Annotated in this window: 24 protein-coding genes; 9 read left to right on the top strand and 15 right to left on the bottom strand. The window is 66.2% G+C overall.

The features are described from left to right. The first annotated feature begins 11 nt into the window (after positions 1-11). Positions 12-428, top strand: a complete 417-nt coding sequence (locus tag BES08_RS13420) for a DUF3035 domain-containing protein (RefSeq protein WP_008832503.1) — start codon at positions 12-14, stop codon at positions 426-428. A gap of 354 nt (positions 429-782) precedes the next feature. Here the strand turns inward: BES08_RS13420 and BES08_RS13415 are convergent, their stop codons facing one another. Then, positions 783-2,114 (bottom strand): hemolysin family protein, encoded by a 1,332-nt coding sequence (locus BES08_RS13415; protein WP_069708599.1) that lies wholly within the window; start codon positions 2,112-2,114, stop codon positions 783-785. Between the two features lie 198 nt (positions 2,115-2,312). On the opposite strand from BES08_RS13415, the gene BES08_RS13410 reads away from it, so the two are divergent. Together BES08_RS13410 and BES08_RS13405 are read left to right on the top strand one after the other, a co-directional pair. Continuing rightward, positions 2,313-2,987 (top strand): YiaD family glycine zipper/OmpA-like lipoprotein, encoded by a 675-nt coding sequence (locus BES08_RS13410; RefSeq protein WP_069708598.1) that lies wholly within the window; start codon positions 2,313-2,315, stop codon positions 2,985-2,987. A 148-nt stretch (positions 2,988-3,135) separates the two neighbouring features. Continuing rightward, entirely contained in the window at positions 3,136-4,695 is a 1,560-nt protein-coding gene (locus BES08_RS13405; protein ID WP_231958011.1) for a DUF1570 domain-containing protein, read from the top strand. A gap of 21 nt (positions 4,696-4,716) precedes the next feature. On the opposite strand, the gene BES08_RS13400 is transcribed toward BES08_RS13405, so the two are convergent. Further along, the gene (locus BES08_RS13400) at positions 4,717-5,511 is read right to left on the bottom strand and encodes a 3'(2'),5'-bisphosphate nucleotidase CysQ (protein WP_069708596.1); all 795 of its coding nucleotides are present in this window, start codon (positions 5,509-5,511) and stop codon (positions 4,717-4,719) included. Positions 5,512-5,697: 186 nt separating this feature from the next. On the opposite strand from BES08_RS13400, the gene sucC reads away from it, so the two are divergent. From sucC to BES08_RS13380, 4 genes are all read left to right on the top strand, one after another. After that, positions 5,698-6,897 carry an ADP-forming succinate--CoA ligase subunit beta gene (gene sucC / locus BES08_RS13395; protein WP_008829363.1) on the top strand — a complete coding sequence of 400 codons (1,200 nt, stop codon included), beginning with the start codon at positions 5,698-5,700 and terminating at the stop codon, positions 6,895-6,897. Positions 6,898-7,132: 235 nt separating this feature from the next. Further along, complete coding sequence (locus tag BES08_RS13390) at positions 7,133-7,879, top strand: electron transfer flavoprotein subunit beta/FixA family protein (protein WP_069708595.1); 747 nt, start codon at positions 7,133-7,135, stop codon at positions 7,877-7,879. Beyond that, on the top strand, positions 7,879-8,808 hold the full coding sequence (locus tag BES08_RS13385) for an electron transfer flavoprotein subunit alpha/FixB family protein (protein WP_069708594.1): 930 nt from the start codon (positions 7,879-7,881) through the stop codon (positions 8,806-8,808). The genes BES08_RS13390 and BES08_RS13385 overlap by 1 nt, the downstream gene beginning before the upstream one ends. Positions 8,809-9,072: 264 nt before the next feature. Further along, on the top strand, positions 9,073-9,804 hold the full coding sequence (locus BES08_RS13380) for an energy transducer TonB (protein WP_197524378.1): 732 nt from the start codon (positions 9,073-9,075) through the stop codon (positions 9,802-9,804). An 8-nt stretch (positions 9,805-9,812) separates the two neighbouring features. Here the strand turns inward: BES08_RS13380 and BES08_RS13375 are convergent, their stop codons facing one another. The 6 genes from BES08_RS13375 to BES08_RS13350 all read right to left on the bottom strand — a co-directional run bounded on the left by BES08_RS13375 (position 9,813) and on the right by BES08_RS13350 (position 17,147). Beyond that, positions 9,813-10,352 carry a GNAT family N-acetyltransferase gene (locus tag BES08_RS13375; protein WP_069708592.1) on the bottom strand — a complete coding sequence of 180 codons (540 nt, stop codon included), beginning with the start codon at positions 10,350-10,352 and terminating at the stop codon, positions 9,813-9,815. After that, complete coding sequence (locus BES08_RS13370) at positions 10,349-11,557, bottom strand: DUF445 domain-containing protein (RefSeq protein WP_069708591.1); 1,209 nt, start codon at positions 11,555-11,557, stop codon at positions 10,349-10,351. The genes BES08_RS13375 and BES08_RS13370 overlap by 4 nt, the downstream gene beginning before the upstream one ends. A gap of 82 nt (positions 11,558-11,639) precedes the next feature. Next, entirely contained in the window at positions 11,640-15,059 is a 3,420-nt protein-coding gene (locus BES08_RS13365) for an efflux RND transporter permease subunit (protein WP_069708590.1), read from the bottom strand. Between the two features lie 16 nt (positions 15,060-15,075). After that, complete coding sequence (locus tag BES08_RS13360; RefSeq protein WP_069708589.1) at positions 15,076-16,302, bottom strand: efflux RND transporter periplasmic adaptor subunit; 1,227 nt, start codon at positions 16,300-16,302, stop codon at positions 15,076-15,078. A 294-nt stretch (positions 16,303-16,596) separates the two neighbouring features. After that, a complete protein-coding gene (sciP, locus tag BES08_RS13355) occupies positions 16,597-16,896 on the bottom strand; it encodes a CtrA inhibitor SciP (RefSeq protein WP_008829371.1) in 300 nt (99 codons plus the stop codon). 2 nt (positions 16,897-16,898) lie between these two features. Then, positions 16,899-17,147, bottom strand: a complete 249-nt coding sequence (locus BES08_RS13350; RefSeq protein ID WP_069708588.1) for a hypothetical protein — start codon at positions 17,145-17,147, stop codon at positions 16,899-16,901. A 257-nt stretch (positions 17,148-17,404) separates the two neighbouring features. Between BES08_RS13350 and mnmA the strand changes: the two genes are divergently transcribed. Continuing rightward, the gene (gene mnmA, locus BES08_RS13345) at positions 17,405-18,559 is read left to right on the top strand and encodes a tRNA 2-thiouridine(34) synthase MnmA (protein ID WP_069708587.1); all 1,155 of its coding nucleotides are present in this window, start codon (positions 17,405-17,407) and stop codon (positions 18,557-18,559) included. Positions 18,560-18,649: 90 nt separating this feature from the next. On the opposite strand, the gene BES08_RS13340 is transcribed toward mnmA, so the two are convergent. After that, positions 18,650-19,048, bottom strand: a complete 399-nt coding sequence (locus BES08_RS13340; RefSeq protein ID WP_008829374.1) for a hypothetical protein — start codon at positions 19,046-19,048, stop codon at positions 18,650-18,652. Positions 19,049-19,079: 31 nt separating this feature from the next. Between BES08_RS13340 and BES08_RS13335 the strand changes: the two genes are divergently transcribed. Further along, positions 19,080-20,222 carry a serine hydrolase domain-containing protein gene (locus BES08_RS13335; protein WP_008829375.1) on the top strand — a complete coding sequence of 381 codons (1,143 nt, stop codon included), beginning with the start codon at positions 19,080-19,082 and terminating at the stop codon, positions 20,220-20,222. 132 nt (positions 20,223-20,354) lie between these two features. On the opposite strand, the gene BES08_RS13330 is transcribed toward BES08_RS13335, so the two are convergent. From BES08_RS13330 to sufC, 6 genes are read right to left on the bottom strand one after another with little or no spacing between them, the layout of a single operon-like run. Further along, positions 20,355-20,720 (bottom strand): HesB/IscA family protein, encoded by a 366-nt coding sequence (locus BES08_RS13330; protein ID WP_069708586.1) that lies wholly within the window; start codon positions 20,718-20,720, stop codon positions 20,355-20,357. After that, entirely contained in the window at positions 20,717-21,220 is a 504-nt protein-coding gene (locus tag BES08_RS13325) for a GNAT family N-acetyltransferase (protein WP_069708585.1), read from the bottom strand. Before BES08_RS13325 ends, BES08_RS13330 begins: the two co-directional genes overlap by 4 nt. Beyond that, complete coding sequence (locus tag BES08_RS13320) at positions 21,217-21,687, bottom strand: SUF system Fe-S cluster assembly protein (RefSeq protein WP_008829378.1); 471 nt, start codon at positions 21,685-21,687, stop codon at positions 21,217-21,219. Before BES08_RS13320 ends, BES08_RS13325 begins: the two co-directional genes overlap by 4 nt. Then, positions 21,684-22,883 (bottom strand): aminotransferase class V-fold PLP-dependent enzyme, encoded by a 1,200-nt coding sequence (locus BES08_RS13315; protein WP_069708584.1) that lies wholly within the window; start codon positions 22,881-22,883, stop codon positions 21,684-21,686. The genes BES08_RS13320 and BES08_RS13315 overlap by 4 nt, the downstream gene beginning before the upstream one ends. Next, on the bottom strand, positions 22,880-23,617 hold the full coding sequence (locus BES08_RS13310) for a SufD family Fe-S cluster assembly protein (protein WP_069708583.1): 738 nt from the start codon (positions 23,615-23,617) through the stop codon (positions 22,880-22,882). The genes BES08_RS13315 and BES08_RS13310 overlap by 4 nt, the downstream gene beginning before the upstream one ends. After that, positions 23,614-24,366 (bottom strand): Fe-S cluster assembly ATPase SufC, encoded by a 753-nt coding sequence (sufC, locus tag BES08_RS13305; protein ID WP_069708582.1) that lies wholly within the window; start codon positions 24,364-24,366, stop codon positions 23,614-23,616. Before sufC ends, BES08_RS13310 begins: the two co-directional genes overlap by 4 nt.

The raw sequence follows: 24,366 nt of genomic DNA, 5'->3' as shown, positions 1-24,366 counted from the left end.
AGTTGAATTTGATGCGCATGAAGAAAACCGCTGCCCTCCTCCTCGTCGCGACGGGCGCGGTCATGCTGTCCGCTTGCGGCAGCACCGGCCTGTTCAACCGTGCTCGCCCCGACGAGTTCGCCGTGCAGCGCCAGACCCCGCTGGTGGTGCCGCCCGACTTCTCGCTGAGCCCGCCGAAGCAGGGCCAGCCTCGCCCGACCGACGATTCGGTGCAGCAGCAGACGCTCGATGCGCTGTTCGGCGGCCCGCAGGCCCGCAGCGACATCGAGAAGTCGGCGCTCAGCCTGGCCGGCACCGCCGAGCCGTCCATCCGCTCGACGGTGGGGGATCCGCAGACCTACACGGTCGCCAAGGGTCAGCTGACCCGCGCGATCCTCGCCGCGCCGGAAGGCGACGGGCGTGACGCGCAGACTGCCGTGGGCGGTTGATCTTTGCGCTGGAACGTAACGAGAAGGGCCGGGCGAAAGTCCGGCCTTTTTCGTATCGGCAAGGCGCAACCCCGTCATCCCAGCGAAGGCTGGGACCGCTGGCCTGTTACTGCCAGAGCGATTGCCCCACCCTTCGTCATTGCTTCGCTGCGCTCGCAATGACGCTTCAAGGTTTAGCTATCGTCAAAGCGTCCGGTCGAGGGTCGGGCTTTGCGCGGCCAGCGGCCCCAGCCTTCGCTGGGATGACGGGGTTTGTTTTGCGATGCCCGCCCTAATTCTTTCTGCGCATGAAAAGGGGCACGCGGGTCGCCCCGCGTGCCCTCTCAATCATGGCCTAGCCCGCCAGCAGGCTTGTCAGCCGTCGCCGGTGACGCCGTCGTCCTCATCCTCGACGCTGCTGACGAGGAGCTTGTCGATCTTGAGCCCGTCCATGTCGATGACTTCGAAACGCCAGCCCTGATCGGTGAAGTGCTCGCCCTCGCGTGGGACCTTGCGCAGTACGTGGAGCACCAGCCCTGCGAGGGTCGCGAAATCACGGTCCTCGGGCAGCGTGATGCCGAGGCGATCGGCCAGCGAATCGGCAGGCATGGCGCCGGAAACCAGCAGCGATCCGTCCTCGCGCTCGGTCACCATGGGCTCGTCGCCCTCGTCCTGGTGCGAGACGAAGTTGCCCGCCAGCGCCGCGAGAACGTCGGAGGGGGTCACCACGCCTTCGAGGTGGCCGTATTCGTCGTGGACCACAGCCATCGACACTTCGGCGGTCTGCAGCTTGCGCAGGGCATCCATGGCGTCGAGCTGGTCGGGGATGACCTCGGCCTTGCGCATCATCGCGCGGACCTCGACCGTCCGGCCCTCGACCAGCGCGGCGAGCACTTCCTTGACCTTGAGGATGCCGACCACGTTGTCTGGTGCGCCTTCGCCCGCCACCACCGGCAGCAGCGAGTGCGGCGAGGCGGCGATCTTGGCGCGCAGCTGGGTCTCGTCGGCGTCGGCGTCGATCCAGTCGATCTGGTTGCGCGGGGTCATCAGTTCGCGGACGGGACGCTCGGCGAGACGCATCACGCCGGTCATCATCGCGCGCTCCTCCTCCTCGATAACGCCGGTGCGGGTGGCCTCGGCGAAGATCATGTGGAGTTCCTCGGCGGTGAGACGCTCGGTATCGCCGCTGCGGATCGAGAACAGGCGCAGGATCAGGCCCGAGGACTTGTCGAGCAGCCAGACGAACGGACCCATCGCCGTCGCCAGGATGCTCATCGGGCGGGCCATGACCAGCGCGACCGGCTCGGCCATGCGCAGGGCCAGTTGCTTGGGCACCAGTTCGCCGACGACGACGCTGGCGTATGTCGTGGCAATGATCACCAGCGCGAAACCCAGCTCGCCTGCGAAACGGACCGGCACGCCGAGCGTGGCGAGGCGATCGCCGACCGGCTGGCCGAGACTCGCGCCCGAATAAGCGCCCGCGATGATGCCGATCAGGGTGATGCCGATCTGCACGGTGGAGAGGAAGCGGCCCGGGTCGGCTGCCAGTTCCATCGCGGTCAGGGCGGCCCGGCTGCCCTTGTCGGCGGACATCTTGAGGCGCGGCGTGCGCGCGGAGACGATGGCCAGTTCGGACATCGAGAACAGGCCGTTCAGCAGAATCAGCCCGATGATGATGAGGACGTCGGTCCAGGGAAAGGGTGTCACAGTGCTTCCACCGCTAGCAGAGATTGTGCGCCGCGCGAAGAACCTGTGTTGCGCCGCAACGCTTTGCAATCTGCCTTGTGGGTGGGAACCGCATGCAATGCTGTGTGTTGAAGGGCGCACAAGCCATTCGCCGTTCATGTTCACTACCGCACAGATGTCCGGTATAAGGGCACATCAAGAGGAAGGGACACCCAAGAGATGAAAAAGTCGCGCCTGATCACTTCGGCCGCCGCGGTCTTCGCGCTGGTTTCGGTTTCCGCCTGCGTCACCGACCCGAACACCGGTGAGCGCAAGGTTTCGCGCACGGCGATCGGCGGTGCCGGCGGCGCGGGCCTTGGCTATCTGCTGGGCAGCGTCATTGGCGGCAAGACCGCGCGCATCGTTGGTGCCGGTATCGGCGGCGTCGCGGGCGGCGTCGTTGGCTACCAGATGGACAAGCAGATCAAGGAGCTGAAGGAACAGACCGCCGGTTCGGGCATCGACGTCACCCAGCAGGGCGACGGCATTCTGGTGAACCTGCCGGACGTGACGTTCGCGGTGAATTCCACCGTCGTCAGCCCTTCGTTCCAGACCTCGCTCGACAAGGTCGCGCAGTCGATGGTGCAGTATCCGAACAGCCTCGTCGACGTCTACGGCCACACCGATTCGACCGGCTCGGCCGCCTACAACATGGACCTGTCGAAGCGCCGTGCCGATTCGGTTGCGCGCTACCTGATCAGCCGGGGCGTCTCGTCCTCGCGCATCCAGACGCAGGGCATGGGCATGAACTACCCGGTCGCGGACAACAACACGCCCGAGGGCCGTGCCCTCAACCGCCGTGTCGAGATCAAGATCACGCCGGTCACCACCGACGACGCCAACTCGGCGAAGTAAGAGCTTCCGCAGGAAGCGGGATCGGGGAAGGGGCCGGTGCGGGAAACCGCACCGGCCCCTTCTTCGTAACCACGTGATTTCCATAGAGTAACTTGAAACGCCGCAATATCGGCGTAGTCTGCCCGCGAACTGGGTTCGGGGGGACTTGATGCGTTTCAGGATTGTGATGGCGGCGCTGGCTGCGTGGCTCTCGGCAGCGCCAGCCCAGGCGGCCTGGACCGAGGCGTCGAGCGAACACTTCGTCATCTACGCCAACGATTCCGACAAGGACATCACCCGCTTTGCGCAGCAGCTCGAGCGGTATCACGCGGGGATGGCCTTCGTTCTCGCCACCAAGGTCGCCAAGCCCAGTCCGTCGAACCGCGTCACGGTCTATGTCGTGAAGAACACTCGCGAGGTGCGTGAACTTCATGGCGGCGACAACAAGTTCGTCGGCGGCTTCTACGTGCCGAGGGCGGGGGGCTCGCTGGCGATCGTGCCTGCGGTGCAGAGCGGCAGCGGGCCGGTGACCTGGTCGATGATCGTGCTGCTTCACGAATATGCGCACCATTTCCTGATTTCCAGCAACGTCTCGGCCATGCCGCGCTGGCTGAGCGAAGGGTCGGCGGAGTTCTTCGCTTCGGCCAAGTTCGAGGCGGACGGCGGGCTCTGGCTGGGCCGTCCCGCCAATCATCGCGCGGGGGAACTGCTTTATGCGCAGGACGTCAAGGCGGCAGACCTGCTCGATCCCACCGATTACGACAAGCGCAAGCACACCAGCTACGACGCCTTCTACGGCAAGAGCTGGCTACTCTATCACTACCTGACCTTCGGGGCGGACCGCAAAGGGCAGTTCACCCGCTATACGGACCTGCTCGCGAAGGGCCGAGGGCAGCGGGCGGCGGCGCTGGAGGCGTTCGGAGACTTCGACAAGCTGGAAAAGGATCTCGACCACTATCTGAAGCAGCGGAGGATGACGGCGCTGACGCTCAAGCCGGAACTGCTGACGATCGGCCCTGTGTCGCTGCGCACGCTCTCGGCGGGGGAGGCGGAGATCATGCCGGTGCGCATCCGCTCGCGGCGCGGCGTGTCGAGCGAGGAGGCAGCGACGCTGCTGGTCGAGGCGCGGGCGATCGCGGCGAAGTATCCCGATGATGCAGCGGTGCTCGCCGCGCTGGCTGAGTGCGAATATGACGCCGGGCACGACAAGGAGGCCGTCGCCGCCGCCGATACCGCGATCAGGCGTGATCCCTCGCAGGTCAATGCCTATGTACAGAAGGGCTATGCGCTGTTCCGCGAGGCCGAGGATAGCAAGGGCGACGACAAGGAGCGCGCGGCGGCCTACAAGACCGCGCGGGCGCCTTTCATCGCGCTCAACCGGCTGGAGAACGACCACCCGCTACCGCTGATCTACTTCTACCGCAGCTTCGTTGAGCAGGGCATGCAGCCGCCGCAGCTGGCGGTTGACGGATTGATCCGGGCGGTGGAACTGGCACCCTTCGACCTTGGCCTGCGCATGACGCTCGGGACCACGCTGCTGCGTCTAGGCCGTTCCCCGGAAGCCCGGATCGTGCTGGGGCCTGTAGCGAACAATCCCCACGGCGGCGGCATGAGCGCCTTCGCTCACAATCTGATCGAGCGGATGGAAAAGGAGCCGTCCTGGAAAGGTGAGGACATGGGCACGGAAATGCCCAGCGACGCCGAGGGTGAGGGGGCGGAAGGGAATTGAGGCGGGGCCGCTACCGTCCGATCAGGCCGAATAGCGACGTGCGCGGTCGGCAAGTCGCTCGACAGCGGCAGCATGGATACCGTTGGACGAAACCAGCACGCCGAACGCGCGCGGATCGCGCTTGTTGTAATTGAGCGGCTGGCCGAAGGCATCGGTTACGGCCGCCCCTGCTTCGCGCGCGATCAGTCCGGCGGCGGCAATGTCCCACTCGTAGCCCCAGCGCAGCGTCGCCAGAAGATCGGCCTCGCCGGATGCGATCATCGCCATGCGCAGGGCGATCGAATTGGGCTGCTCGACGAGAGTGAGGTCGGCATCTTCGAGCGCCAGCTTGTGCGCCGGGACGCGCGATCCGGCCAGTACTTCGCGGCTGCTTGCGGAGAGCCGGACGCCGTTCAGCCATGCCCCTTTACCCGCCTCGGCCGACCAGAACTCGCCGCCATCCTCACGGTTGCGCACGGGGGCGAAGAGGTAGCCCAGCAGCGGGCGGCGGGTGTTCACCAGCGCCACCGAGATCGCCCAGCCCTTGCGACCATGAATGTAGTCTCGGGTGCCGTCGATCGGATCGACCAGCCAGACCAGTTCATGGTCCTGCCGATCCTGCGTGTCGGCCGTCTCTTCCGAAAGCCATCCTGCCGCAGGCAGCAATGCGCGCAGTTCGCGCTTGAGGTAGGCATCGACCGCGAGATCGGCGGTGCAGACCGGGCTTCCCGGCGTCTTTTCCCACGATTCGAGCGCGTGCCCATCGCCTGGCCATCCGGCAAGGGCGATGCGTCCGGCCTCCCGGACGATGGCTTCGAGTCGCTTTCTGTCGATCATCGGGCGCGCTCCCGCATCAATTGCTATTGAGAACTGATATCAAATAAGGTCGATGAAATTCGACGTGGCTATGCATTTGCGCAGGCGCCGGGCCTTTTCAAGGGCGCCGGGATGTGCTTAGGCGGACGCCGAACATATGGCTACGGCGCCTTCCCCGGGAACCTCCAGCAGAAAGCGATTTGAGCGATGAACATTCACGAATATCAGGGCAAGGAACTCCTCGCGAAGTATGGCGTGGGCATTCCCGCCGGCATCGCCGCCCTCACCGTCGAAGAGGCAGTCGCCGCTGCCAAGCAGCTTCCCGGACCGCTCTACGTCGTCAAGGCGCAGATCCACGCAGGCGGCCGCGGCAAGGGCAAGTTCAAGGAACTCCCCGCTGACGCCAAGGGCGGCGTGCGTCTTGCCAAGTCGATCGAGGAAGTCGAGGCTTTCGCCAAGGAAATGCTCGGCAACACCCTCGTCACCATCCAGACCGGTGAAGCGGGCAAGCAGGTCAACCGTCTCTACGTGACCGACGGCGTCGACATCGATAAGGAATACTACCTGTCGATGCTCGTGGACCGCAAGACCGGCCGCGTCGCCATGATCGTGTCGACCGAAGGCGGCATGGACATCGAGGAAGTCGCCCACAACACGCCCGAGAAGATCACCACGATCACCATCGATCCGGCCGAAGGCTTCCAGGCGCACCATGGCCGCGCCGTCGCTTTCGCGCTGAAGCTGTCGGGTGACCTCAACAAGCAGGCCCAGAAGCTCGCCAAGCAGCTCTACACCGCGTTCATCGCGATGGACTGCGACATGGTCGAGATCAACCCGCTGGTCGAATCGAAGGGCGGCGAGCTGCTCGTCCTCGACACCAAGATGAGCTTCGATTCGAACGCTCTCGCCCGTCACCCCGACATCTTCGCCCTGCGCGACGAGACCGAGGAAGACCCGGCCGAGATCGAAGCCTCGAAGTACGACTTGGCTTACATCAAGCTCGACGGCGACATCGGCTGCATGGTCAACGGCGCCGGCCTCGCCATGGCGACGATGGACATCATCAAGCTGAACGGCATGTTCCCGGCCAACTTCCTCGACGTCGGCGGCGGCGCCAACAAGGAGAAGGTGACCGCGGCGTTCAAGATCATTCTCGCGGACCCCGCCGTGAAGGGTATCCTCGTGAACATCTTCGGCGGCATCATGAAGTGCGACATCATCGCCGAGGGCATCGTTGCCGCGGCGAAGGAAGTGAACCTGCAGGTTCCGCTCGTCGTCCGCCTCGAAGGCACCAACGTCCAGCAGGGCAAGGACATCCTGGCCAACTCGGGCCTCGCGATCGTCCCCGCCAACGACCTGGGCGATGCCGCCAAGAAGATCGTCGCCGAAGTCCAGGCCGTCGCCTGATCCTTTCGGTGATGCGCATCATGCGCACGATCATATAGCGAATATTGAGACGGCGGGGGTTTCGCGACCCCCGCCGTTTCTGCATGTATGCGTTGCGCGAAGTTTCTCTTTTCCCGTCGCAAGCTCTTAGCGCTTTAGCGAGGCTTGACGTCGAGGCAGAGGAACGCGATAGCTCGCACCAGAATTTAATCGTGCGGTTAAATTTGCCGTCCCAGCAGTGAGAGGACAGATCGCAATGAAGATCATCGTGCCCGTTAAGCGGGTCATCGATTACAACGTGAAGCCGCGGGTCAAGGCCGACGGCACGGGCGTTGACCTTGCCAACGTCAAGATGAGCATGAACCCCTTCGACGAGATCGCCGTCGAGGAAGCCATCCGCCTCAAGGAAGCGGGCAAGGCCGAAGAGATCATCGCCGTCTCGGTCGGGCCGGCAAAGGCGCAGGAAACCCTGCGTACCGCGCTCGCCATGGGCGCCGACCGCGCGATCCTGATCGAGACCGACGCTGAAGTCGAACCGCTGGCCGTGGCCAAGATCCTCAAGGCCATCGTGGCCGAAGAGAACCCCGGCCTCGTGATCCTCGGCAAGCAGGCGATCGACGACGATTCGAACCAGACCGGCCAGATGCTCGCCGCGCTGACCGGCCGTCCGCAGGGCACCTTCGCCTCGAAGGTCGATGTTGCCGGCGACTCGGTCTCCGTGACCCGCGAAGTCGATGGCGGCCTCGAGACGGTGAAGCTGTCGCTCCCCGCCATCGTCACCACCGACCTGCGCCTCAACGAGCCGCGCTACGCTTCGCTGCCCAACATCATGAAGGCGAAGAAGAAGCAGCTCGATGTGAAGTCGCCCGCCGACTACGGCGTGGACATTGCGCCGCGTCTCAAGACCCTCAAGGTCTCCGAGCCGCCCGTCCGTTCGGCCGGTATCAAGGTTGCCGACGTCGACGGCCTCGTCGCCAAGCTCAAGGAACTGGGAGTCGCATAATGAAGACGCTCGTTTGGGTCGAACACGACAACGCCTCCGTCAAGGACGCTACCCTCTCCGCCGTCACCGCTGCTGCCAAGCTGGGTGAAGTCCATCTCCTCGTCGCCGGTTCCGGCGCGCGCGCCGTGGCTGACGCCGCTGCGCAGATCGCTGGCGTGGGCAAGGTTCACTTCGCCGACGACGCGGCCTACGAGCACGCGCTGGCCGAGAACATCGCGCCGCTGATCGTGGACCTGATGGGTCACCACGACGCCTTCGTCGCGCCGGCCACCACCACCGGCAAGAACGTCGCCCCGCGCGTTGCCGCGCTGCTCGACGTCGCGCAGATCTCGGACATCCTCTCGGTCGAGGGCGAGAAGACCTTCACCCGTCCGATCTACGCGGGCAACGCCATCGCCACCGTCGAATCGAGCGATCCGAAGCTCGTCATCACCGTGCGCGGCACTGCCTTCGCCAAGGCCGAGGCCACTGGCGGCTCGGGCGTGGTCGAGGACGTGACGGGCGCCGGTGATGCGGGCCTCTCCAGCTTCGTGGGCGCGGAAATCGCCAAGTCGGAGCGTCCGGAGCTGACCAGCGCCAAGATCATCGTCTCGGGCGGCCGCGCGCTGAAGGACTCGGAAACCTTCGAGGCCACCATCATGCCGCTCGCCGACAAGCTGGGCGCCGCCGTCGGCGCTTCGCGCGCTGCGGTCGATGCGGGCTACGTGCCCAACGACTACCAGGTCGGCCAGACTGGCAAGATCGTGGCACCGGAAGTCTACATCGCGGTCGGTATCTCGGGCGCGATCCAGCACCTTGCGGGCATGAAGGACTCCAAGACCATCATCGCCATCAACAAGGACGAGGATGCCCCGATCTTCCAGGTGGCCGACGTGGGCCTCGTGGCGGATCTCTTCACTGCCGTGCCGGAGCTTACCGGCAAGCTTTGAAATCTGAGAATCCCCGTCTGTCACAAATGCTTAACCCTCGGATGCAAATCCGGGGGTTATTTGCTGGGTATCGTGTGGATGTCAGTGCCTGCACGATGTGCATGGTCGGGGGACGTTGCAATCATGAGGCATCGGAATTTTTGGGCTCTTCTTGCGATGCTCTGCGGGTTGACCGTCGGAACCTGCTGCCACGCCAAACCCAAAATCACGACGTTGCCCGCGATTTCGCAATGGTTGGTAGATTACCAAAAGACGAGTTGCGTCATGGTTCGACGCTTCGGTACCAGTAAAAGACCGGTTTTGCTGAGCATGAGGACATACGGCCCCGGTCGCGATTTCGAAGTTACCGTTGCAGGCGAGATCGCTGCACGGCTGCAGCAGGCGCCGCAATTCGGAATCGCCTATGGCCTCCACGAGCTTTCGTTTCCCAGTCTGCATCACAACGCACGCGCGGGCGCATACGGTCCCGCGGTTCTGTTTTCGAGTGCATTGGCTACCAGGAAGCACCGGCAGGTGGGGGGCTTCGCAGCCGAGCCGATGCCGGATTCTGATTTCGAGGCCACGGTCGATCGGATCAGTCTGGCGACGTCGCATCAGACATTCGTTCTCGACACCGGCAGTGTTCTTCCGGTGCTTTCCGCGCTGCGGACTTGCACCGACGCGCTGGTGCGGAATTGGGGCCTTGACCCAGCCGAGCAGGCCGAGCTTACGCGTCGCCCTAAAGTGGCAGACAAAAAATGGATCTCCGAGATACTCAAGGGTTTCCCGTCTGAACTCGAATATCAGGGCAAGGATGGGCGCCTGAACTTGCGCGTCATGGTGGACAAGGCCGGACAACCGACGCAGTGCGAAACGGTAAACGCCTTCAGGAATGCCAACTTCAATACTAAAGTTTGCGAAATAGTAATCGGCATGGCCAGATTCGAGCCTGCGCTTGATAGCAACAGCCAGCCTGTCGCCTCGTTCTTTTCAGGCAGTATCGTATACGTTAACTGACGCCGCACTCAGCGGCCGCCAGGCAAGCGCTCGAACAGCATGAGCATCGTATCGTCGCTGACATGCGCGCCGTAGCGCGCGAAGCCGAGGGCTGCCGCGACGCGTTCCGACGCCGCATTGCCCTCCTCGATCATGCAGGCGATGCGTTTTGGACCATGTGCTGGATCGAACCAGCCGAGCACGGCCTCCATCACTTCACCCGCCACGCGCTTGCCCCACCAGTCGCGGCGGACGATCCAGCCCGCCTCGGGAACGTCGTCCATGCCGACATCGTGGCCGAAGCCACGCCACGAATGGAAGACACCGCATGCAGCGATGATGCTGTCTGCGCCATGCGGACGCACCATGAAGGTGCCGTAGCCATAGAGCATCCACGACCCCGCATTCCGCATCAGGCGGTCGAACTGCGGCTGCCGTTCGGCTGAAGCAGGGCCGAGGTAGCGGCGGGTTTCCTCGTCGTCGATCAGGGCACAGAGCTGGGGCAGGTCGCTCGCCACCGGGCGCCACAAGTCGAAACGGTCGGTTGTCAGCAGTGGTCCATCGGTCATAGCAGCCGATCGATCGCATGGATGCATAGGCCGAACAAGCCACCCACCAGCGTGCCGTTGATGCGGATGAACTGCAGGTCGCGGCCGACTGCGCCTTCGAGGCGGTTGCTGATCGTGCGGGCGTCCCAGCGCTTCACGGTGCCCGAGACGAGGCCGACGATCTCCTCGCCATAGCGCGCGGTGACGCCCACCAGCGTGCGGCGCGCGAAGCGGTTGATCTGGGCCTGCAGGCGCGGATCGCCCTGCAGTGCGGTGCCCAGTTCGCCGAGCATGGTCGTCAGTTGCCCCGCCAGCGCCGCGTCGGGATTGCGGGCGGCGTCGATCAGCTTGCGGCGCAGGCGTTCCCAGACCGACTGCCACCACTGGCCGACGGCGGGATTGGCGATCAGTTCGCGCTTGGCGTTTTCCACCCGCTCGCGTGTTTCCGGATCGTTGACGAGGCGGTCGGCGAGGCTTTCCAGCATCTGCTCGACCTTGAGCTTCAGCGGATGGTCGGGCTGGACGATCATCTCGGCGAGCAGCTTGTAAAGGCCGTCGAGCACCGAATTGGCGATGCGGGTGTCGAGGCCGGTCAGGCGCAGCAGGCTGTGGGCGCGCTCGCGGATCATGGCGCGTACCATCTCCTCGTTCGCCTCCAGAGCCTCGCCCACCCAGCGCACTGCACCTTCGACGAGCGGCAGGTGGCGACGGTCGGCGATCATCGCGCTGAGCATCTGGCCGAGCAGGGGGCCGACTTCCACCCGCTCCAGCTGGCGTGCGAGGCCCGACCGGACCTGGTTGCCGAGCCGTTCGGGATCGAGTGATTCGAGCACGTCGGCGATCAGGTTCGCCGCGCCCGCGCGGATGCGCGATTGGCCGCCGCGTCCCGGGTCAGCAAGGAAAGTGCCGGCGGCGGCCGCGAAGTTGAAGGCGTTCACGCGCCGCGCGACGACTTGCGGGGTGAGGAAGTTCTCGCGCAGGAACGTCGCCATCGAATCGGCGATGCGGTCCTTGTTCTCCGGAATGATCGCCGTGTGCGGGATCGGCAGGCCGAGCGGGCGGCGGAACAGCGCGGTTACCGCGAACCAGTCCGCGAGGCCGCCGACCATCGCGGCCTCGGTGAAAGCGATGGCGTACCCCCATGCCGGGTGCGTGCCTGCAACCTTGTGGAGCACGACGAAGGCGACACCCATCGCCAGCAGCAGCCCGGTCGCGAACAGGCGCATCCGGCGGCCTCGATCGATGGCGATGCCCGTCAGCGGTATACCTGCATTCCGGCGGCCCAATGGCAGCAAGCTGGCCCCTTCCTTACTCGGCCGGGTGCGCGTGAGTGGGCGTCCCGGCGTGGTGCTGATCGGGGTCATAGGTCAGCAGCGACTTGCGCAGCTTCGGCCCGACCCGCTTCTCGAAACCATCGGCGAGGCTGAAGGCTGCAGGCACGATCACCAGCGTGAGCAGGGTGGAGAGCAGAAGTCCGCCGATCACCGTCACGCCCATCGGCGCACGGAACGCGCCGTCGCCCGAGATCGACAGCGCGGTCGGCACCATGCCCGCGGTCATCGCCACGGTGGTCATGACGATCGGCTGGGCGCGCTTGTGCCCGGCGTCCATGATGGCGGTGAGCTTGTCGACGCCCTTGCTCATCTCCTCGATCGCGAAGTCGATCAGCAGGATGGAGTTCTTGGCGACGATGCCCAGCAGCATCAGGATGCCGATGTAGACCGGCATCGAGATCGGCTGCCCGGCGACGGTCAGCGCCAGCATGCCGCCCAGCGGCGCCAGCAGTAGCGAGGCCATGTTCACCAGCGGCGAGACGAAGCGCTTGTAGAGCAGCACCAGCACCGCGAAGACCAGGAAGATGCCCGAGATGACGGCGGTGACGAAGTTGGTGATCATCTCCGCCTGCCACTTGTCCTCGCCGACGGGGGCGTTGGAGACGCCCATCGGCAGGTTCTTCATGATCGGCAGGTTCTGGATCTGCGTCATGATCGGCCCCTTGACCTGCCCTTCGCCGAGGTCGGCGCCGACGAAGATACGGCGCGACTGGTTGTAGCGCTGGATCTGCGTGGGGCCGGCGCCGAAGCGGATTTCCGCGACGCGCTTCAGGGGCACGGTGCCGCCGCTGACGGTGGAGACCGGCAGGTTCTCGATCGTCGAGAAATCGCGGCGCGAGGTGCGGTCGAGGATCACGCGGATCGGCACCTGGCGGTCGCTCAGCGAGAACTTGGCGGCATTCTGGTCGATCTCGCCCAGCGTTGCGATGCGGATCGTCTGGCTGAGAGCGGACGTCGTAACGCCAAGCTGCGCGGCAAGGTCGGGGCGCGGCACGATCAGCAGTTCGGGGCGCTGCAGGTCGGCGGCGATGCGCGGGGCAACGACGCCGGGGATCGCGCGCATCTGCTCCACGAGGGTCTGCGCGGTCTTGTTGAGCAGTTCGGAATCGCTGCCCGACAGCATGATCGACAAGTCGCGGCCCGAACCGAACCCGCCCGACTGCGAGGCGAAGCTGACGCGCGCATCGGCGACGTCCTGCAGTTGCGGGGCCATGCGGCGCTCGAATTCGATGCTGGTCGCCTCGCGCTCCTTGGCGGGCTTGAGGGCGATGTAGAGCGTGCCGGAACCTTCGCCCGCGAACTGCAGCACGCGCTCGACCTCGGGCTGCTTTTCAAGCAGGCGCGAGACGCGGCCGCCGATTAACTCGGACTGTTCGAGCGTAGTGCCGGGCACCAGTTCGATCTTGACCTCGCTGGTGTCATTGTTGGTGCTGGGCTGGAACTGCTGCGGCAGGCCGGCGAGCAGCGCGAACGTGACGACGAGCGCGTAGACCGAGGCGCAGAAGGCGTAGAAGCGGTGGTCGTGCATCCGCGCGATCACACGGTCGGTGTAATAGCGATACCAGCGGCCGAGTGCGCCCATCGCGCCGGCGAGCAAGCGGAATAGCTTGCCGAGCAGCCAGATCGCCACGGGAATGGCGAGCGGGGAGAGGATTGCGGCGATCACGAAGGCGGCGCCCTTGAGGCCGATCTTGGTGATGCCGGTCTGCAGGGTCGTGAACAGCAGTCCGGATGCGGCGAGCCCGGCGGCGATCAGCAGGATGAACGCGATCGTGGCAACTACGGCGTAGGCGGGGTGGAAGGGCTGGCGCACCAGCGCGGCCTTGCGGCGATGCGCCTCGGTGCTGTCGAGCGTCCACGCGAGGATCTTCATGTAGACGTCCATCGCCTTGCCGCCGCCGTGCTCGGCATGGCCGTGCGCCTTGAGGAAGTAGGCCGCGACCATCGGCGTGATCACGCGCGCAACCGCAAGGCTCATCAGCACCGCGACCACGACGGTCAGGCCGAACGCCTTGAAGAACTGCCCCGGAATGCCCGGCATCAGGCCTACCGGCAGGAACACCGCGACGATCGAGAAGGTGGTCGCGACGACCGCGAGGCCGATCTCGTCGGCGGCGTCGATCGAGGCCTGGTAGGCGCTCTTGCCCATGCGCATGTGGCGCACGATGTTCTCGATCTCGACGATGGCGTCGTCGACCAGCACACCCGCGACAAGGCTGAGCGCGAGGAGCGAGAGGAAGTTCAGCGTGAAGCCCAGCAGGTCCATGAACCAGAAGGTCGGGATCGCCGAAAGCGGGATCGCCAGCGCCGAGATCATCGTCGCGCGCCAGTCGCGGAGGAACAGGAAGACGATGACGATGGCCAGCACCGCGCCTTCGACCAGCGCCTCCATCGAGGAGGTGTACTGGCCGCGCGTGTAGTCCACCTGCGAGAACAGGCGGGTCAGGTGGATGTCGGGGTGGGACTTCTGGATTTCCTTCAGCTTCTCCATCGCCGCGTCGTAGACGGCGACGTCGGAGGCGCCGCGCGCGCGCTCGAACCCGAAAGTGACGACCTCGCGGCCGTTGACGCGGGCGATGTCGGTCTGCTCGGAGAAGCCGTCATGGACGCTGGCGACGTCGGTGAGCTTCACCGAACGACCGTTGCCGAGGTTGATGCGCTTCTGCGAGAGGTCGTAGGCGGTCTGGGCATTGCCCAGCACGCGCACGGACTGGCGCGATCCGGCGATCTCCGCCTGACCGCCCGCGGCATCGACGTTGACCTGGCGCAGCACGTTGTTGAGCGCCTCGGCGCTGACGCCCAGCGCCTGCATGCGCTGGGGATCGACGACGACGCGGATCTCGCGGTTGACGCCGCCGTCGCGGCTGACGGTCGCCATCCCCTCGACCCCGAGCAGGGTCTTGGCGATGGTGTCGTCGACGAACCAGCTGAGCTGCTCGATCGTCATGTCGTCGGCGCGCACAGCGAAGTAGGCGAGCGAGCCGCCACCGCCCGCTTCGATCTTCTGGACCTGCGGTTCGAGGATGCCGTCGGGCAACTGGCCGCGCACCTGGTCGACCGCGTTCTTCACCTGCTGGGTCGCGACGTCGACGTTGGTGCCGACGGAGAAGAACACCAGCGTGGTCGAGCGGCCTTCCGAGGCGGTCGACTGGATTTCCTCGACGCCGGGGATCGAGCGGACCGAGCCTTCGACGATCTGGGTGATCTGTGTCTCGATCTCGGTCGGGGCGGCGCCGGGCTGCGAGACGCCGATGTGGACTCCCGGAAACTCGACGTCCGGCATGTTGTTCACGTCCATTCGGTTGAACGAGACGATGCCGGCGATCATCAGGCCGATGAAGAAGACGATCGGGATGATCGGGTTGCGGATCGACCAGGCCGAGATGTTGCGCATGGGTTCGGCTCGCCCGTTACTTGGCTGCAGTCGAGGGGCGCGGCTTGACCTTGTCCCCGTCGTTGAGGAAGCCGCCCGCGCGCATCACGATCTTCTCGTTGCCATTGAGACCCGAGGTGACGGTGATGCCCGTCGCGGTGACGAGGCCGGTCTTCACCGCCTGCCGGTGGACGCGGTCGTCCTTGCCGACGACGTAGACGAACGCGCCCTTGGCATCGTTCTGGATCGCGGATTCGGGCAGCATCGGAGCGACGACCGTGCCGCTTTCGATCACGGCGGTGGCGAAGCCGCCTGGACGCAGCGCCGGGTCGTACTTGAGCGCGATGCGCGCGGTGCCCTGGCGGGTGGTGTTGTCGATGGTGGGCGCGAGCTGCCAGACCTGCCCGGCAAAGCTCCTGCCCGAGCCGACCGGCGTGACGTTGGCGGCGACGCCGACGTGCAGCTTGGCAAGGTCGTCCTCCGAAAGAAGCGCCAGCAGTTCCATCTCGCCGTCGCGGGCAAGGTTGAACAGCACGCCGCTGCCGCCGCTCACCACCTGGCCGACCTCGACGTTGCGTGCGAGCACGAGGCCGGATGCGGGGGCGACGATGTTGAGCCGCGCATTCTGCGCCTGCAACTGGCCGAGCGTGGCGCGCGCCACGCCGACGCGGGCGACTGCGGCATCGCGGGTCGCGGTCAGCTGGTCGATGTCCGCCTTGGAGATGAAGCCGCGATCGACGAGCTTGAGGCCGCGATCGAGGTTGGCTTGTGCGAGCCGGGCATCGGCATCTGCCACGCGGATTTGCGCGGACTGGCTGGCCGCGGACTGGACCTGCACCGAACGGTCGATCACAGCGAGGACCTGGCCCTTTTCGACCCAGTCGCCCGCGTCCACGCGAACTTCGCGCACTTCGCCGCCTTCGCCGACCGAGCCCACCGGCATCGCGCGGCGTGCAGCGAGCGATCCGGTGCCGGTGATTTCGCCGGCAACGCTGGAGCGGCCCGGCACGACGACCGAGACGACGGGAACCTGGGTGGTATCGGCTCCGGCGGCATCGGCCGCGTCGCCCTTGTGGAGCACGAACCACAGCGCGGCCGCCAGCAGCACGACGGTGACGATGACGAGTACGATCACCCGGCGCGAGCGACGGTCCAGGGCATCGTCCCTGTCGAGCGACGTTCCCGTCGCGTCGAAGACGTGAGGTTCGTCTGCCTGCCCGCCGACCTGAGAGGGGCCGGCTTCAATCTTGCCATCGTAGTTCATCTGTTCACCGCACGCATGCACGCGCCCCCGGGCGGCGTGCTCTCCCGCCGCATCGTCCGCCCTTGTGCCTGTATTCAGGCGGGGCTGCCGATATGGCTTAAACCGCTGGATTCATATACTCGCGGGAACAGGGTGGCAACGCGAACCGGGTTTCACGTCGACAGGCATCGACGAACGACTTCATTGCGCCAGTCTGGCCAGGTAAATGCGTTTTATTGCGTCGGAACGTGAAAAGGCGACCGTGAAGATGCTCCACGGCCGCCTTTGGACTTGGTTGACGAAGTTAGAGGGTGCTCAGAACTTCTGCTGGCGCTCGTAGAGATCGCGATAGTGTTGGATTCGTGTCACACGCAGGCCCTGCATGCCCGAACGATCGACGGCGCGCTGCCACGAGGCGAATTCCTCGAGCGTGAGGCAATAGCGCTCGCAGACTTCGTCGATCGTCAGCAGGCCGCCGTTGACGGCGGCGACGACTTCGGCCTTGCGGCGCACGACCCAGCGCGTGGTGTTTGGGGGGGGGAGGTCGGCAACCGTCAGCGGCTCGCCGAGCGGGCCGATCACCTGTGCCGGACGGATTTTCTGGTTCTCGATCATCTTTACCCTCGTTCGCCGCTATCGTTCACATCGGCGACTGGAGAATCCTTGCGTCCAACGGGCTTGCCATTGCTTGAAGCATCAAGGTTAACGTTTCTTGAGCATTCTTCGTAAGCATTAAGGGCCGAGGCGGCGCACCCGTCGAAGCTGCCGCGCAGCCGAAGCCGCGTGGCTGCCGCGTCCTCTCCCAGCACACCGAGCCGGTCGTGCGTGGCGAAGAGGCGGGAGCGCAGCGCCTGCCAGTCGATCATTGCGGGATCGGCGGGGAGGTGCCCTTCGGAAAGCCCGTCGCAGCCCGGAACCGCAGGTATCCCTGCGGTGCGACCCGGAGCGTCCCCTGTCTCGGGGGTCATGTGATGTGGTGCGACGTTCATGATGCAGGCCCTATAACCCGCAGGTGGTCAAGGGATCGTAAAAGCCCTTTTTACCCTTTCTTCACGATGGGAAAGGGAGCGAAAAAGGCGGAGGATAGGAATCCGGCGCGCTTGGCTGTATGTGCGCCCCCACCATGACCGCGTTTTCCGATCTTCTTTCCGGGCTCGACCCCGCCGAACTGTTCCAACTTGCCGAGCCTCTGTCCGCCCGCCGCATCGTCGTGGCCATGTCAGGGGGCGTGGACAGTTCGGTCGTCGCCGCTCTTGCCGCCGCGAGCGGGGCGGAAGTCATCGGCGTGACGCTGCAGCTCTACGACTACGGTGCCGCGACCGGCCGCAAGGGTGCGTGCTGCGCGGGCGACGACATTCGCGACGCGCGCGCCGTCGCCGACCGCCTCGGCATCGCCCACTACGTCTTCGACCACGAGAGCGCCTTCCGCGAGGAAGTGGTCGAGCGATTCGCCGACGACTACCTCGCCGGGCGCACGCCGATCCCCTGCATCCGCTGCAACATGGGGCCGAAGTTCACCGACCTGCTGACGATGGCGCGCGAACTGGGGGCGGACTGCCTCGCCACCGGCCACTACGTGCGCCGGGTGATGGGCGCGGCGGGTTCGGAACTGCACCGCGCCCTCGATCCAGCGCGCGACCAGAGCTACTTCCTTTACGGCACCACCGAGAAGCAGCTGGATTTCCTGCGCTTTCCCCTCGGCGGCCTGCCCAAGACCGAGACGCGCCGTCTGGCCGAAGCGGCGGGCCTGCGCGTCGCGGCCAAGCCCGACAGCCAGGACATCTGCTTCGTGCCCGATGGCGACTACGCCAAGATCGTCCGCGCGGTCCGTCCCGAGGGCGAGGCACCGGGCGAGATCGTCCATGCCGAGACCGGCGCGGTGCTCGGCAGCCATCGCGGCGTCATCCACTACACCGTGGGCCAGCGCCGGGGCCTCGAGATCGGCGGCCAGCCCGAGCCGCTCTACGTCACCGGCATAGAGGCGGAAACCCGGCAGGTCCGCGTCGGCCCGCGCCGCCTGCTGGCGACCGCCTCGGCACGGCTGGTGGAGACCAATCGCATCGGCCCGATTCCCGATGCACCGCTGACCGCCAAGGTCCGCTCGCTGGCCAAGCCGGTGCCGATCGTGCTCGACGGCCCGCTGGGCGAGGGCGCGGACACGACGATCCGCTTCGCTGTGCCCGAATACGGCGTTGCGCCGGGGCAGGCGGCGGTTATCTACGCCGGGGAGCGGGTGATCGGCGGCGGCTGGATCGATTCGACCGAAAGCGCGGCTTAACCCTCGTCATTGCGAGCATAGCGAAGCAATCCAGCGCGGTGTGAAACTGCCCTGGATTGCTTCGCTGCGCTCGCAATGACGAAAGGGTGGTCAATCCTGCCACGGCTCCAGCCGGCACCCGCGCGCGGGATCGAAATCCGCGCTCTGCTTCGCCAGCAGCGGCACCGAGGCCCTGACCGTGCGCGTATCGGCATCCTCCGACAGCGACACCCAGCGCCCGGCGCCCGCGAGTCCCGCCACCTTGAGATCGCCCTCGCACAAGTCCATCGGGCGCTGCGATACGAACCGGCAGACGCAGCCGATCCGTGCGCCATAGGCGGCGCCGACCAGCGCTTCCTCACGCAAGCCGCGCCACATCCAGCCGAGCCCCAGTACGGCGGCCAGCAGCACGAGCAGGATCACGTTGCGCTTCCACCGCGAGGGCTGCCGCGTCGGGTAGGCCCCGCCTGCGGCCTTGTCCCCCGGTCCGGGTTGCCCGGATGTTGCCATTCTCAAACGCCTCGCACATGACCGGCGCGCCATGTCGGTGCGCCGTCCCCCCCTTATCGCCGCGATGCTGATGCTGCCAGCCCTGTGGGGCTGCGGCTCCGGCGCGCCCGAAGGACCGCCGCCGCCGAGCACCGAATCGCTCGCCGCGATCAAGGATGCTGGCGGCGCCCCGCGCGAATCGCTGGGGCGGACCATCGACCGCCTGTTCGACGACGAGGCGGTGGGCAAAACCGACGCCCTCGTCATTCTCAAGCGCGGCTCGGTCGTGGTCGAGCGCTACGGCGAGGGCGTTAAGCCCGATTCGCGCCTTCCCGGCTGGTCGGCTGGCCAGTGCGTGACCGCGCTGATGATCGGCCAACTGGTCAGCGACGGCCGCCTGCGCCTCAACGAATCGGCGCCTGTGCCTGAATGGCAGCGACCCGGCGACCCGCGCGGCGTCATCACCTTACGCCAGCTCCTGCAGATGCGCTCGGGCCTGCGCCACGTCGAGACGACCAGCGCCGGAACCGGCCGAATCGAGGACGAATCGGACCGCATGCGCATGCTGTTCCTCGATGGCCGCGACGACATGGCCTCCTACGCCGAGGCGCAGCCGCTCGAGGCCCCGGCGGGCAAGATTTTCGTGCATTCCTCGGCCAGCGCGGTGATCCTTTCGGACCTCGCCGCACGCGTACTCTCGCCCGATCACGATGCGCTGCGGCGGCGGGCGGCGGTGAGCGACTACTTACGCAACCGCGTGCTGCAGCCGATCGGGCTGGGCTCGGCGATCGTCGGGTACGACCGGGCGGGTACGATGATCGGCTCGGGCATGATCGCCATGACCGCGCGCGACTGGGGCAATCTGGGCGAGTTCATCCGCCACACCGGCTCGGTCGGCGGCGCGCAGATCCTGCCGCGCCGCTGGATGCAGTTCATGCTGGAACCAAGCCCGCGCGAGCCCGGCTACGGTGCGGGCGTCTGGCTCAATCGCGGGGAGGCGAGCGACGGCGCCCGCCTTTGGCCCGGTGCGGCGGAGAAGGACGTCTTCGCGTGCCTTGGGGATTACGGGCAGTTCGTGATCGGCTCGCCCGGGCAACTGCTGACGGTCGTGCGCATCGGCCACAGCGACCCGGCGCAAGCGCGCGAGGTGCATGACCGGCTGGGCGCGTTGCTGGCACTGTTTCCGAAGAATTGAGGTGCGGGCGGGGTGCCCACCCCGCTGCGACTAAGGCCTGCGGCCTAAGTCTCGCTGGCCCTCCCGCTTGCGGGAGGGCCGGGAGGCTTGAGAGCGAAGCGAACTAGCCGGACGGGGTGGGGCCTGAAGGCCCTAGACCGTGAAGCTTTCGCCGCAGCCGCACGCGCCCTTGGCGTTGGGGTTGTTGAACACGAAACCGGCGGTGAAATCGTCCTCTACCCAGTCCATTGTGCTGCCGACGAGGTACAGCACCGAAGCGCCGTCGATGTAGAACAGGCCGCCGGGGGTCTCGATCTTCTCGTCGAACTTGGCTTCCTCGGTCACGTAGTCGACCGAGTAGGCGAGGCCCGAGCAGCCCCGGCGCGGGGTGGACAGCTTCACGCCGATCGCGCCTTCAGGGGCCTCGCCCATCAGCTTGGCGATGCGGGTTTCCGCGTTCGGCGTCAGGATGACGGCGGCGGGGCGGGCAGGGCGGGTCTTGGTGGTGGTGTCGGTCATGAGAGCCTCTTCTGCCAGAACAGCGCGTGTCCGGTTTCGGGGTCGAGCTGGTAGTCGCCGTAGCCCAGCGATGCGTAGAGTTCCTTGGCGCGCTGGTTCCCGCTCAGCACTTCGAGCGTGATCTTGCAGGCGCCGCGCTTACGGGCCTCGACCTCGATCGCGGCGAACAGGGCGCGGGCGATGCCCTTGCCGCGATGGCCGGGGGCGACGGCGATGTCGTGGATGTTGACCAAAGGGCGCGCCGCGAAGGTCGAGAAGCCGGTGAAGCAGTTGGCGATGCCCACGGCCTCACCGTCTAGCCGCGCGAGCAGCACGAAGGCGCCGGGCACTTGCGCCAGAGCCGGCACCAGCCGTTCGCGCACGTCGTCGGAAAGCGGTTCGCCACCACCCATCGGATCGCGCGCATAGACGTCGAGCATCGCCACGATCGCCGCCGCGTCGGCAGGATCGGCGAAGTCGGCGCGCGTGATCACAAGGTCAGGGGCGAGGGTATCGCTCACAGCATTCCCAGTTCCAGCTTGGCCTCGTCGGTCATCTTGGCCATGTCCCACGGCGGATCCCAGACGAGGTTCACTTCGCAGTCGCGCACGCCGGGTACGGCGGAAACGCGCAGTTCCACTTCGCCCGGCATCGATTCGGCCACCGGGCAGTGGGGGGTGGTGAGCGTCATGATGACCTGCACCGAGGCTTCAGGCGAAACCTCGACGCCGTAGATCAGTCCGAGGTCGTAGATGTTCACCGGGATCTCGGGGTCGAAGATCTCCTTCAGCGCATCGATCACGCCGTCGTAGATCGCACCGCCCGGGTCGGCCGGATCGATGGCCTGTGGCTTTTCGGCGAGGAACCCATCGAGATAGTCGCGCTTGCGTTCCTCGGGCGGGGGCACGGCATCGTCCACGCGCGCACGCGGAGCGGGGGGAGCCGCATCGACTTCCTCTACGCTGAATGCAGGCTTCTGGTCACTCATCCGAAAATTCTCCTGGTGCGCTCGATCCCTTTCAGGAGCGCCTCGATATCGCTTTCATCGCTGTAGAGACCGAAGCTGGCCCGCGCCGTCGCGGGGACGCCAAGGTGTTCCATCAGCGGCTGGGCACAGTGGTGCCCGGCGCGGATCGCCACGCCTTCTTCGTCCAATATGGTGCCGAGGTCGTGCGGATGCACCCCGTCGAGCGCAAAACTGACGATGCCGAGCGAATCGTCCGGCCCGAACAGCGTCACATCGTTACGCTTGCGCAGTTCGCTGCGCAGCAGGACAGCAAGATCACGCTCGTGCTTTTCGGCGCGGTTCAGGCCGATGGCGGCAAGCCAGTCCATCGCGGCGGCCATGCCGATGGCCTCGACGATGTTGGGCGTGCCGGCCTCGAAGCGCTGTGGCGCGGGGGCGTAAGTGGTCTTCTCGAAGGTGACCTTGTCGATCATCGAGCCGCCGCCCTGCCAGGGCTGCATCCCCTCGAGGATTTCCTTGCGCGCCCAAAGCACGCCGATCCCGGTCGGGCCGTAGAGCTTGTGCGCGGAGAAGGCGTAGAAGTCGCAGTCGAACGCCTTCACGTCGAGCGCGAGGCGCGGGGCGGCCTGGCAACCGTCGATCAGCAGCTTGGCGCCGACCGCATGCGCCAGCTTCGCGGCGTGTTCCACGTGGAGCACCGAGCCCAGCACGTTCGACACATGGGCGAAGGCGACCAGCTTGTGCGCGGGCGTCAGGATGCGCTCGGCGGCTTCGAGGTCGATCCGGCCTTCGGCGTCGAGCGGGCAGACGTCGATCTCCACGCCGTTCCTGAGCAGCTGCCAAGGCACGATGTTGGAGTGGTGCTCCAGCGTCGAGAGCAGGATGCGGTCGCCCGCCTTGAGATTGGCGGCGGCCCAGCTCTGCGCGACGAGGTTGATCGATTCGGTCGCCCCGCGCGTGAAGACGATCTCGTCCTCCTCGGCGTTGAGGAACGCGGCGGTGCGGCGGCGGGCCGCCTCGAACGCCAGCGTCATGTCGGCCGAGCGTGCGTAGACGCCGCGATGCACGGTCGCATAGTCGCGGCCCATTGCGGCGACGGTGGCGTCGATCACCGCTTGCGGCTTCTGCGCGGTGGCGGCGGTGTCGAGGTAGTGCCAGTCGCCGGCAAGGCCGGGGAACTGGCTCTTGAGCGCGAGTTCTGCGGTGTCGAGACTCACAGGATCGCCTCCAGACGGGCGATCGCCGCCGCGCTCAGTTCCTCTTCGCCCGCCGCGCCGGTGAAGGCTTCAGCGATGAAGGCCTGCAGCATCAGGCGCTTGGCCTGCGGCGGGGTGAGGCCACGGCTCATCAGGTAGAACAGGCCCTGCGCGTCCAGCTCGCCCACCGCGCAGCCATGCGCAGCCTTGACGTCGTCGGCGTAGATTTCCAGTTCCGGGCGCGCGTTGGCGGTCGCCGTGCGTTCCAGCAGCATGGCGCGGACCGACTGTTCGGCGTCAGTGCCGTCGGCGCCGCGCTCCACCGCGATGCGGCCGAGGTACGTGCCGACCGACTTGCCCGCCAGCACCGTGCGCACGATCTGCTCGGAGGTGGCGTTGAGGCCCGCGTGGGTCACTTCGGTGACGATTTCCAGCGTCTCCTCAGCCGTAGCCAGCTGCGCCGCGCCCAGCGTGAAGTCGGCGCCTTCGGCCAGCCGTACGTCCACCGCGATGCGGCCATAGGCCGGCCCGGCGGTCAGCACGCGAAGATCGAACTTCGCGCCCTTGCCGAGCGTGATGGCGATGTGGCGGGCGACGGCTCCGGCACCGGTCTCGACGATCTGAAGCGTCTGCTCCGCGCCTTCGGCGACCACGATCTCCTCGGTCACGATCGGCCAGACAGTGCCCAGCGCCGCGATGTCGGAGTAGCGGAAGTCCTCGTGCCTGCGGGTGGGGAGGGCCAGTTCGACGTTCATGCCGCCTCCTGCACCACCGCCTCGTAGCCCTCTTCCTCAAGGCGCAGGGCGAGGTCGGGGCCGCCCGACTTGACGATGCGCCCGGCGGCGAGGACGTGGACGAAGTCCGGCTTCACGTAGTCCAGCAGGCGCTGGTAGTGGGTGATGAGCAGCACCGCCTTGTCGGGCGCGCGCATGATCGCATTGATGCCTTCGCCGCAGATGCGCAGCGCGTCGATGTCGAGGCCGGAGTCGGTCTCGTCGAGGATCGCCAGCCTGGGGTTCAGGACGCCCATCTGCACCATCTCGGCGCGCTTCTTCTCGCCGCCCGAGAAGCCGACGTTCACCGGGCGCTTGAGCATGTCCATGTCCATGCGCAGCAGGCCGGCCTTCTCCTTGGCCAGCTTGAGGAATTCGCCGCCCGACAGCGGTTCCTCGCCGCGGCCCTTGCGCTGGGCATTGGCCGCCTCGCGCAGGAACTGGACGAAGGAGACGCCGGGGATCTCGACCGGGTACTGGAAGCCCAGGAACAGGCCCGCAGCAGCGCGCTCGTGCGGTTCGAGTTCGAGCAGGTCCTGCCCGGCGAAGTCCACCGAACCACCGGTCACGTCATAGCCCGGACGGCCGCCCAGCGTGTAGCCCAGCGTCGACTTGCCCGCGCCGTTGGGGCCCATGATCGCGTGGATCTCGCCCGGATTGATGGTGAGCGACAGACCCTTGAGGATCGGCTTGTCGGCGACGTTTGCTGTCAGGTTATCGATCTTGAGCAT

Origin of the sequence: Novosphingobium resinovorum (assembly GCF_001742225.1) — a bacterium.
GTDB lineage: Bacteria > Pseudomonadota > Alphaproteobacteria > Sphingomonadales > Sphingomonadaceae > Novosphingobium > Novosphingobium resinovorum_A.
Note: the sequence above shows the minus strand (reverse complement) of the source record. Positions and strands in the feature narration are given on the sequence as shown.

Excerpts from the sequence above, each read along its gene's own strand:
- BES08_RS13320 (WP_008829378.1), bottom strand. The coding sequence starts at position 21,687 with ATGAGTGACCAGAAGCCTGCATTCAGCGTAGAGGAAGTCGATGCGGCT.
- sucC (WP_008829363.1), top strand. The coding sequence starts at position 5,698 with ATGAACATTCACGAATATCAGGGCAAGGAACTCCTCGCGAAGTATGGC.
- BES08_RS13385 (WP_069708594.1), top strand. The coding sequence starts at position 7,879 with ATGAAGACGCTCGTTTGGGTCGAACACGACAACGCCTCCGTCAAGGAC.
- sufC (WP_069708582.1), bottom strand. The coding sequence starts at position 24,366 with ATGCTCAAGATCGATAACCTGACAGCAAACGTCGCCGACAAGCCGATC.
- BES08_RS13400 (WP_069708596.1), bottom strand. The coding sequence starts at position 5,511 with ATGATCGACAGAAAGCGACTCGAAGCCATCGTCCGGGAGGCCGGACGC.
- BES08_RS13330 (WP_069708586.1), bottom strand. The coding sequence starts at position 20,720 with ATGACCGACACCACCACCAAGACCCGCCCTGCCCGCCCCGCCGCCGTC.
- BES08_RS13405 (WP_231958011.1), top strand. The coding sequence starts at position 3,136 with ATGCGTTTCAGGATTGTGATGGCGGCGCTGGCTGCGTGGCTCTCGGCA.
- BES08_RS13380 (WP_197524378.1), top strand. The coding sequence starts at position 9,073 with ATGGTTCGACGCTTCGGTACCAGTAAAAGACCGGTTTTGCTGAGCATG.
- BES08_RS13335 (WP_008829375.1), top strand. The coding sequence starts at position 19,080 with ATGTCGGTGCGCCGTCCCCCCCTTATCGCCGCGATGCTGATGCTGCCA.
- BES08_RS13375 (WP_069708592.1), bottom strand. The coding sequence starts at position 10,352 with ATGACCGATGGACCACTGCTGACAACCGACCGTTTCGACTTGTGGCGC.
- BES08_RS13340 (WP_008829374.1), bottom strand. The coding sequence starts at position 19,048 with ATGGCAACATCCGGGCAACCCGGACCGGGGGACAAGGCCGCAGGCGGG.
- BES08_RS13365 (WP_069708590.1), bottom strand. The coding sequence starts at position 15,059 with ATGCGCAACATCTCGGCCTGGTCGATCCGCAACCCGATCATCCCGATC.
- BES08_RS13390 (WP_069708595.1), top strand. The coding sequence starts at position 7,133 with ATGAAGATCATCGTGCCCGTTAAGCGGGTCATCGATTACAACGTGAAG.
- BES08_RS13420 (WP_008832503.1), top strand. The coding sequence starts at position 12 with ATGCGCATGAAGAAAACCGCTGCCCTCCTCCTCGTCGCGACGGGCGCG.
- BES08_RS13410 (WP_069708598.1), top strand. The coding sequence starts at position 2,313 with ATGAAAAAGTCGCGCCTGATCACTTCGGCCGCCGCGGTCTTCGCGCTG.
- BES08_RS13350 (WP_069708588.1), bottom strand. The coding sequence starts at position 17,147 with ATGATCGACTGGCAGGCGCTGCGCTCCCGCCTCTTCGCCACGCACGAC.
- BES08_RS13360 (WP_069708589.1), bottom strand. The coding sequence starts at position 16,302 with ATGAACTACGATGGCAAGATTGAAGCCGGCCCCTCTCAGGTCGGCGGG.
- sciP (WP_008829371.1), bottom strand. The coding sequence starts at position 16,896 with ATGATCGAGAACCAGAAAATCCGTCCGGCACAGGTGATCGGCCCGCTC.
- BES08_RS13310 (WP_069708583.1), bottom strand. The coding sequence starts at position 23,617 with ATGAACGTCGAACTGGCCCTCCCCACCCGCAGGCACGAGGACTTCCGC.
- mnmA (WP_069708587.1), top strand. The coding sequence starts at position 17,405 with ATGACCGCGTTTTCCGATCTTCTTTCCGGGCTCGACCCCGCCGAACTG.
- BES08_RS13370 (WP_069708591.1), bottom strand. The coding sequence starts at position 11,557 with ATGCGCCTGTTCGCGACCGGGCTGCTGCTGGCGATGGGTGTCGCCTTC.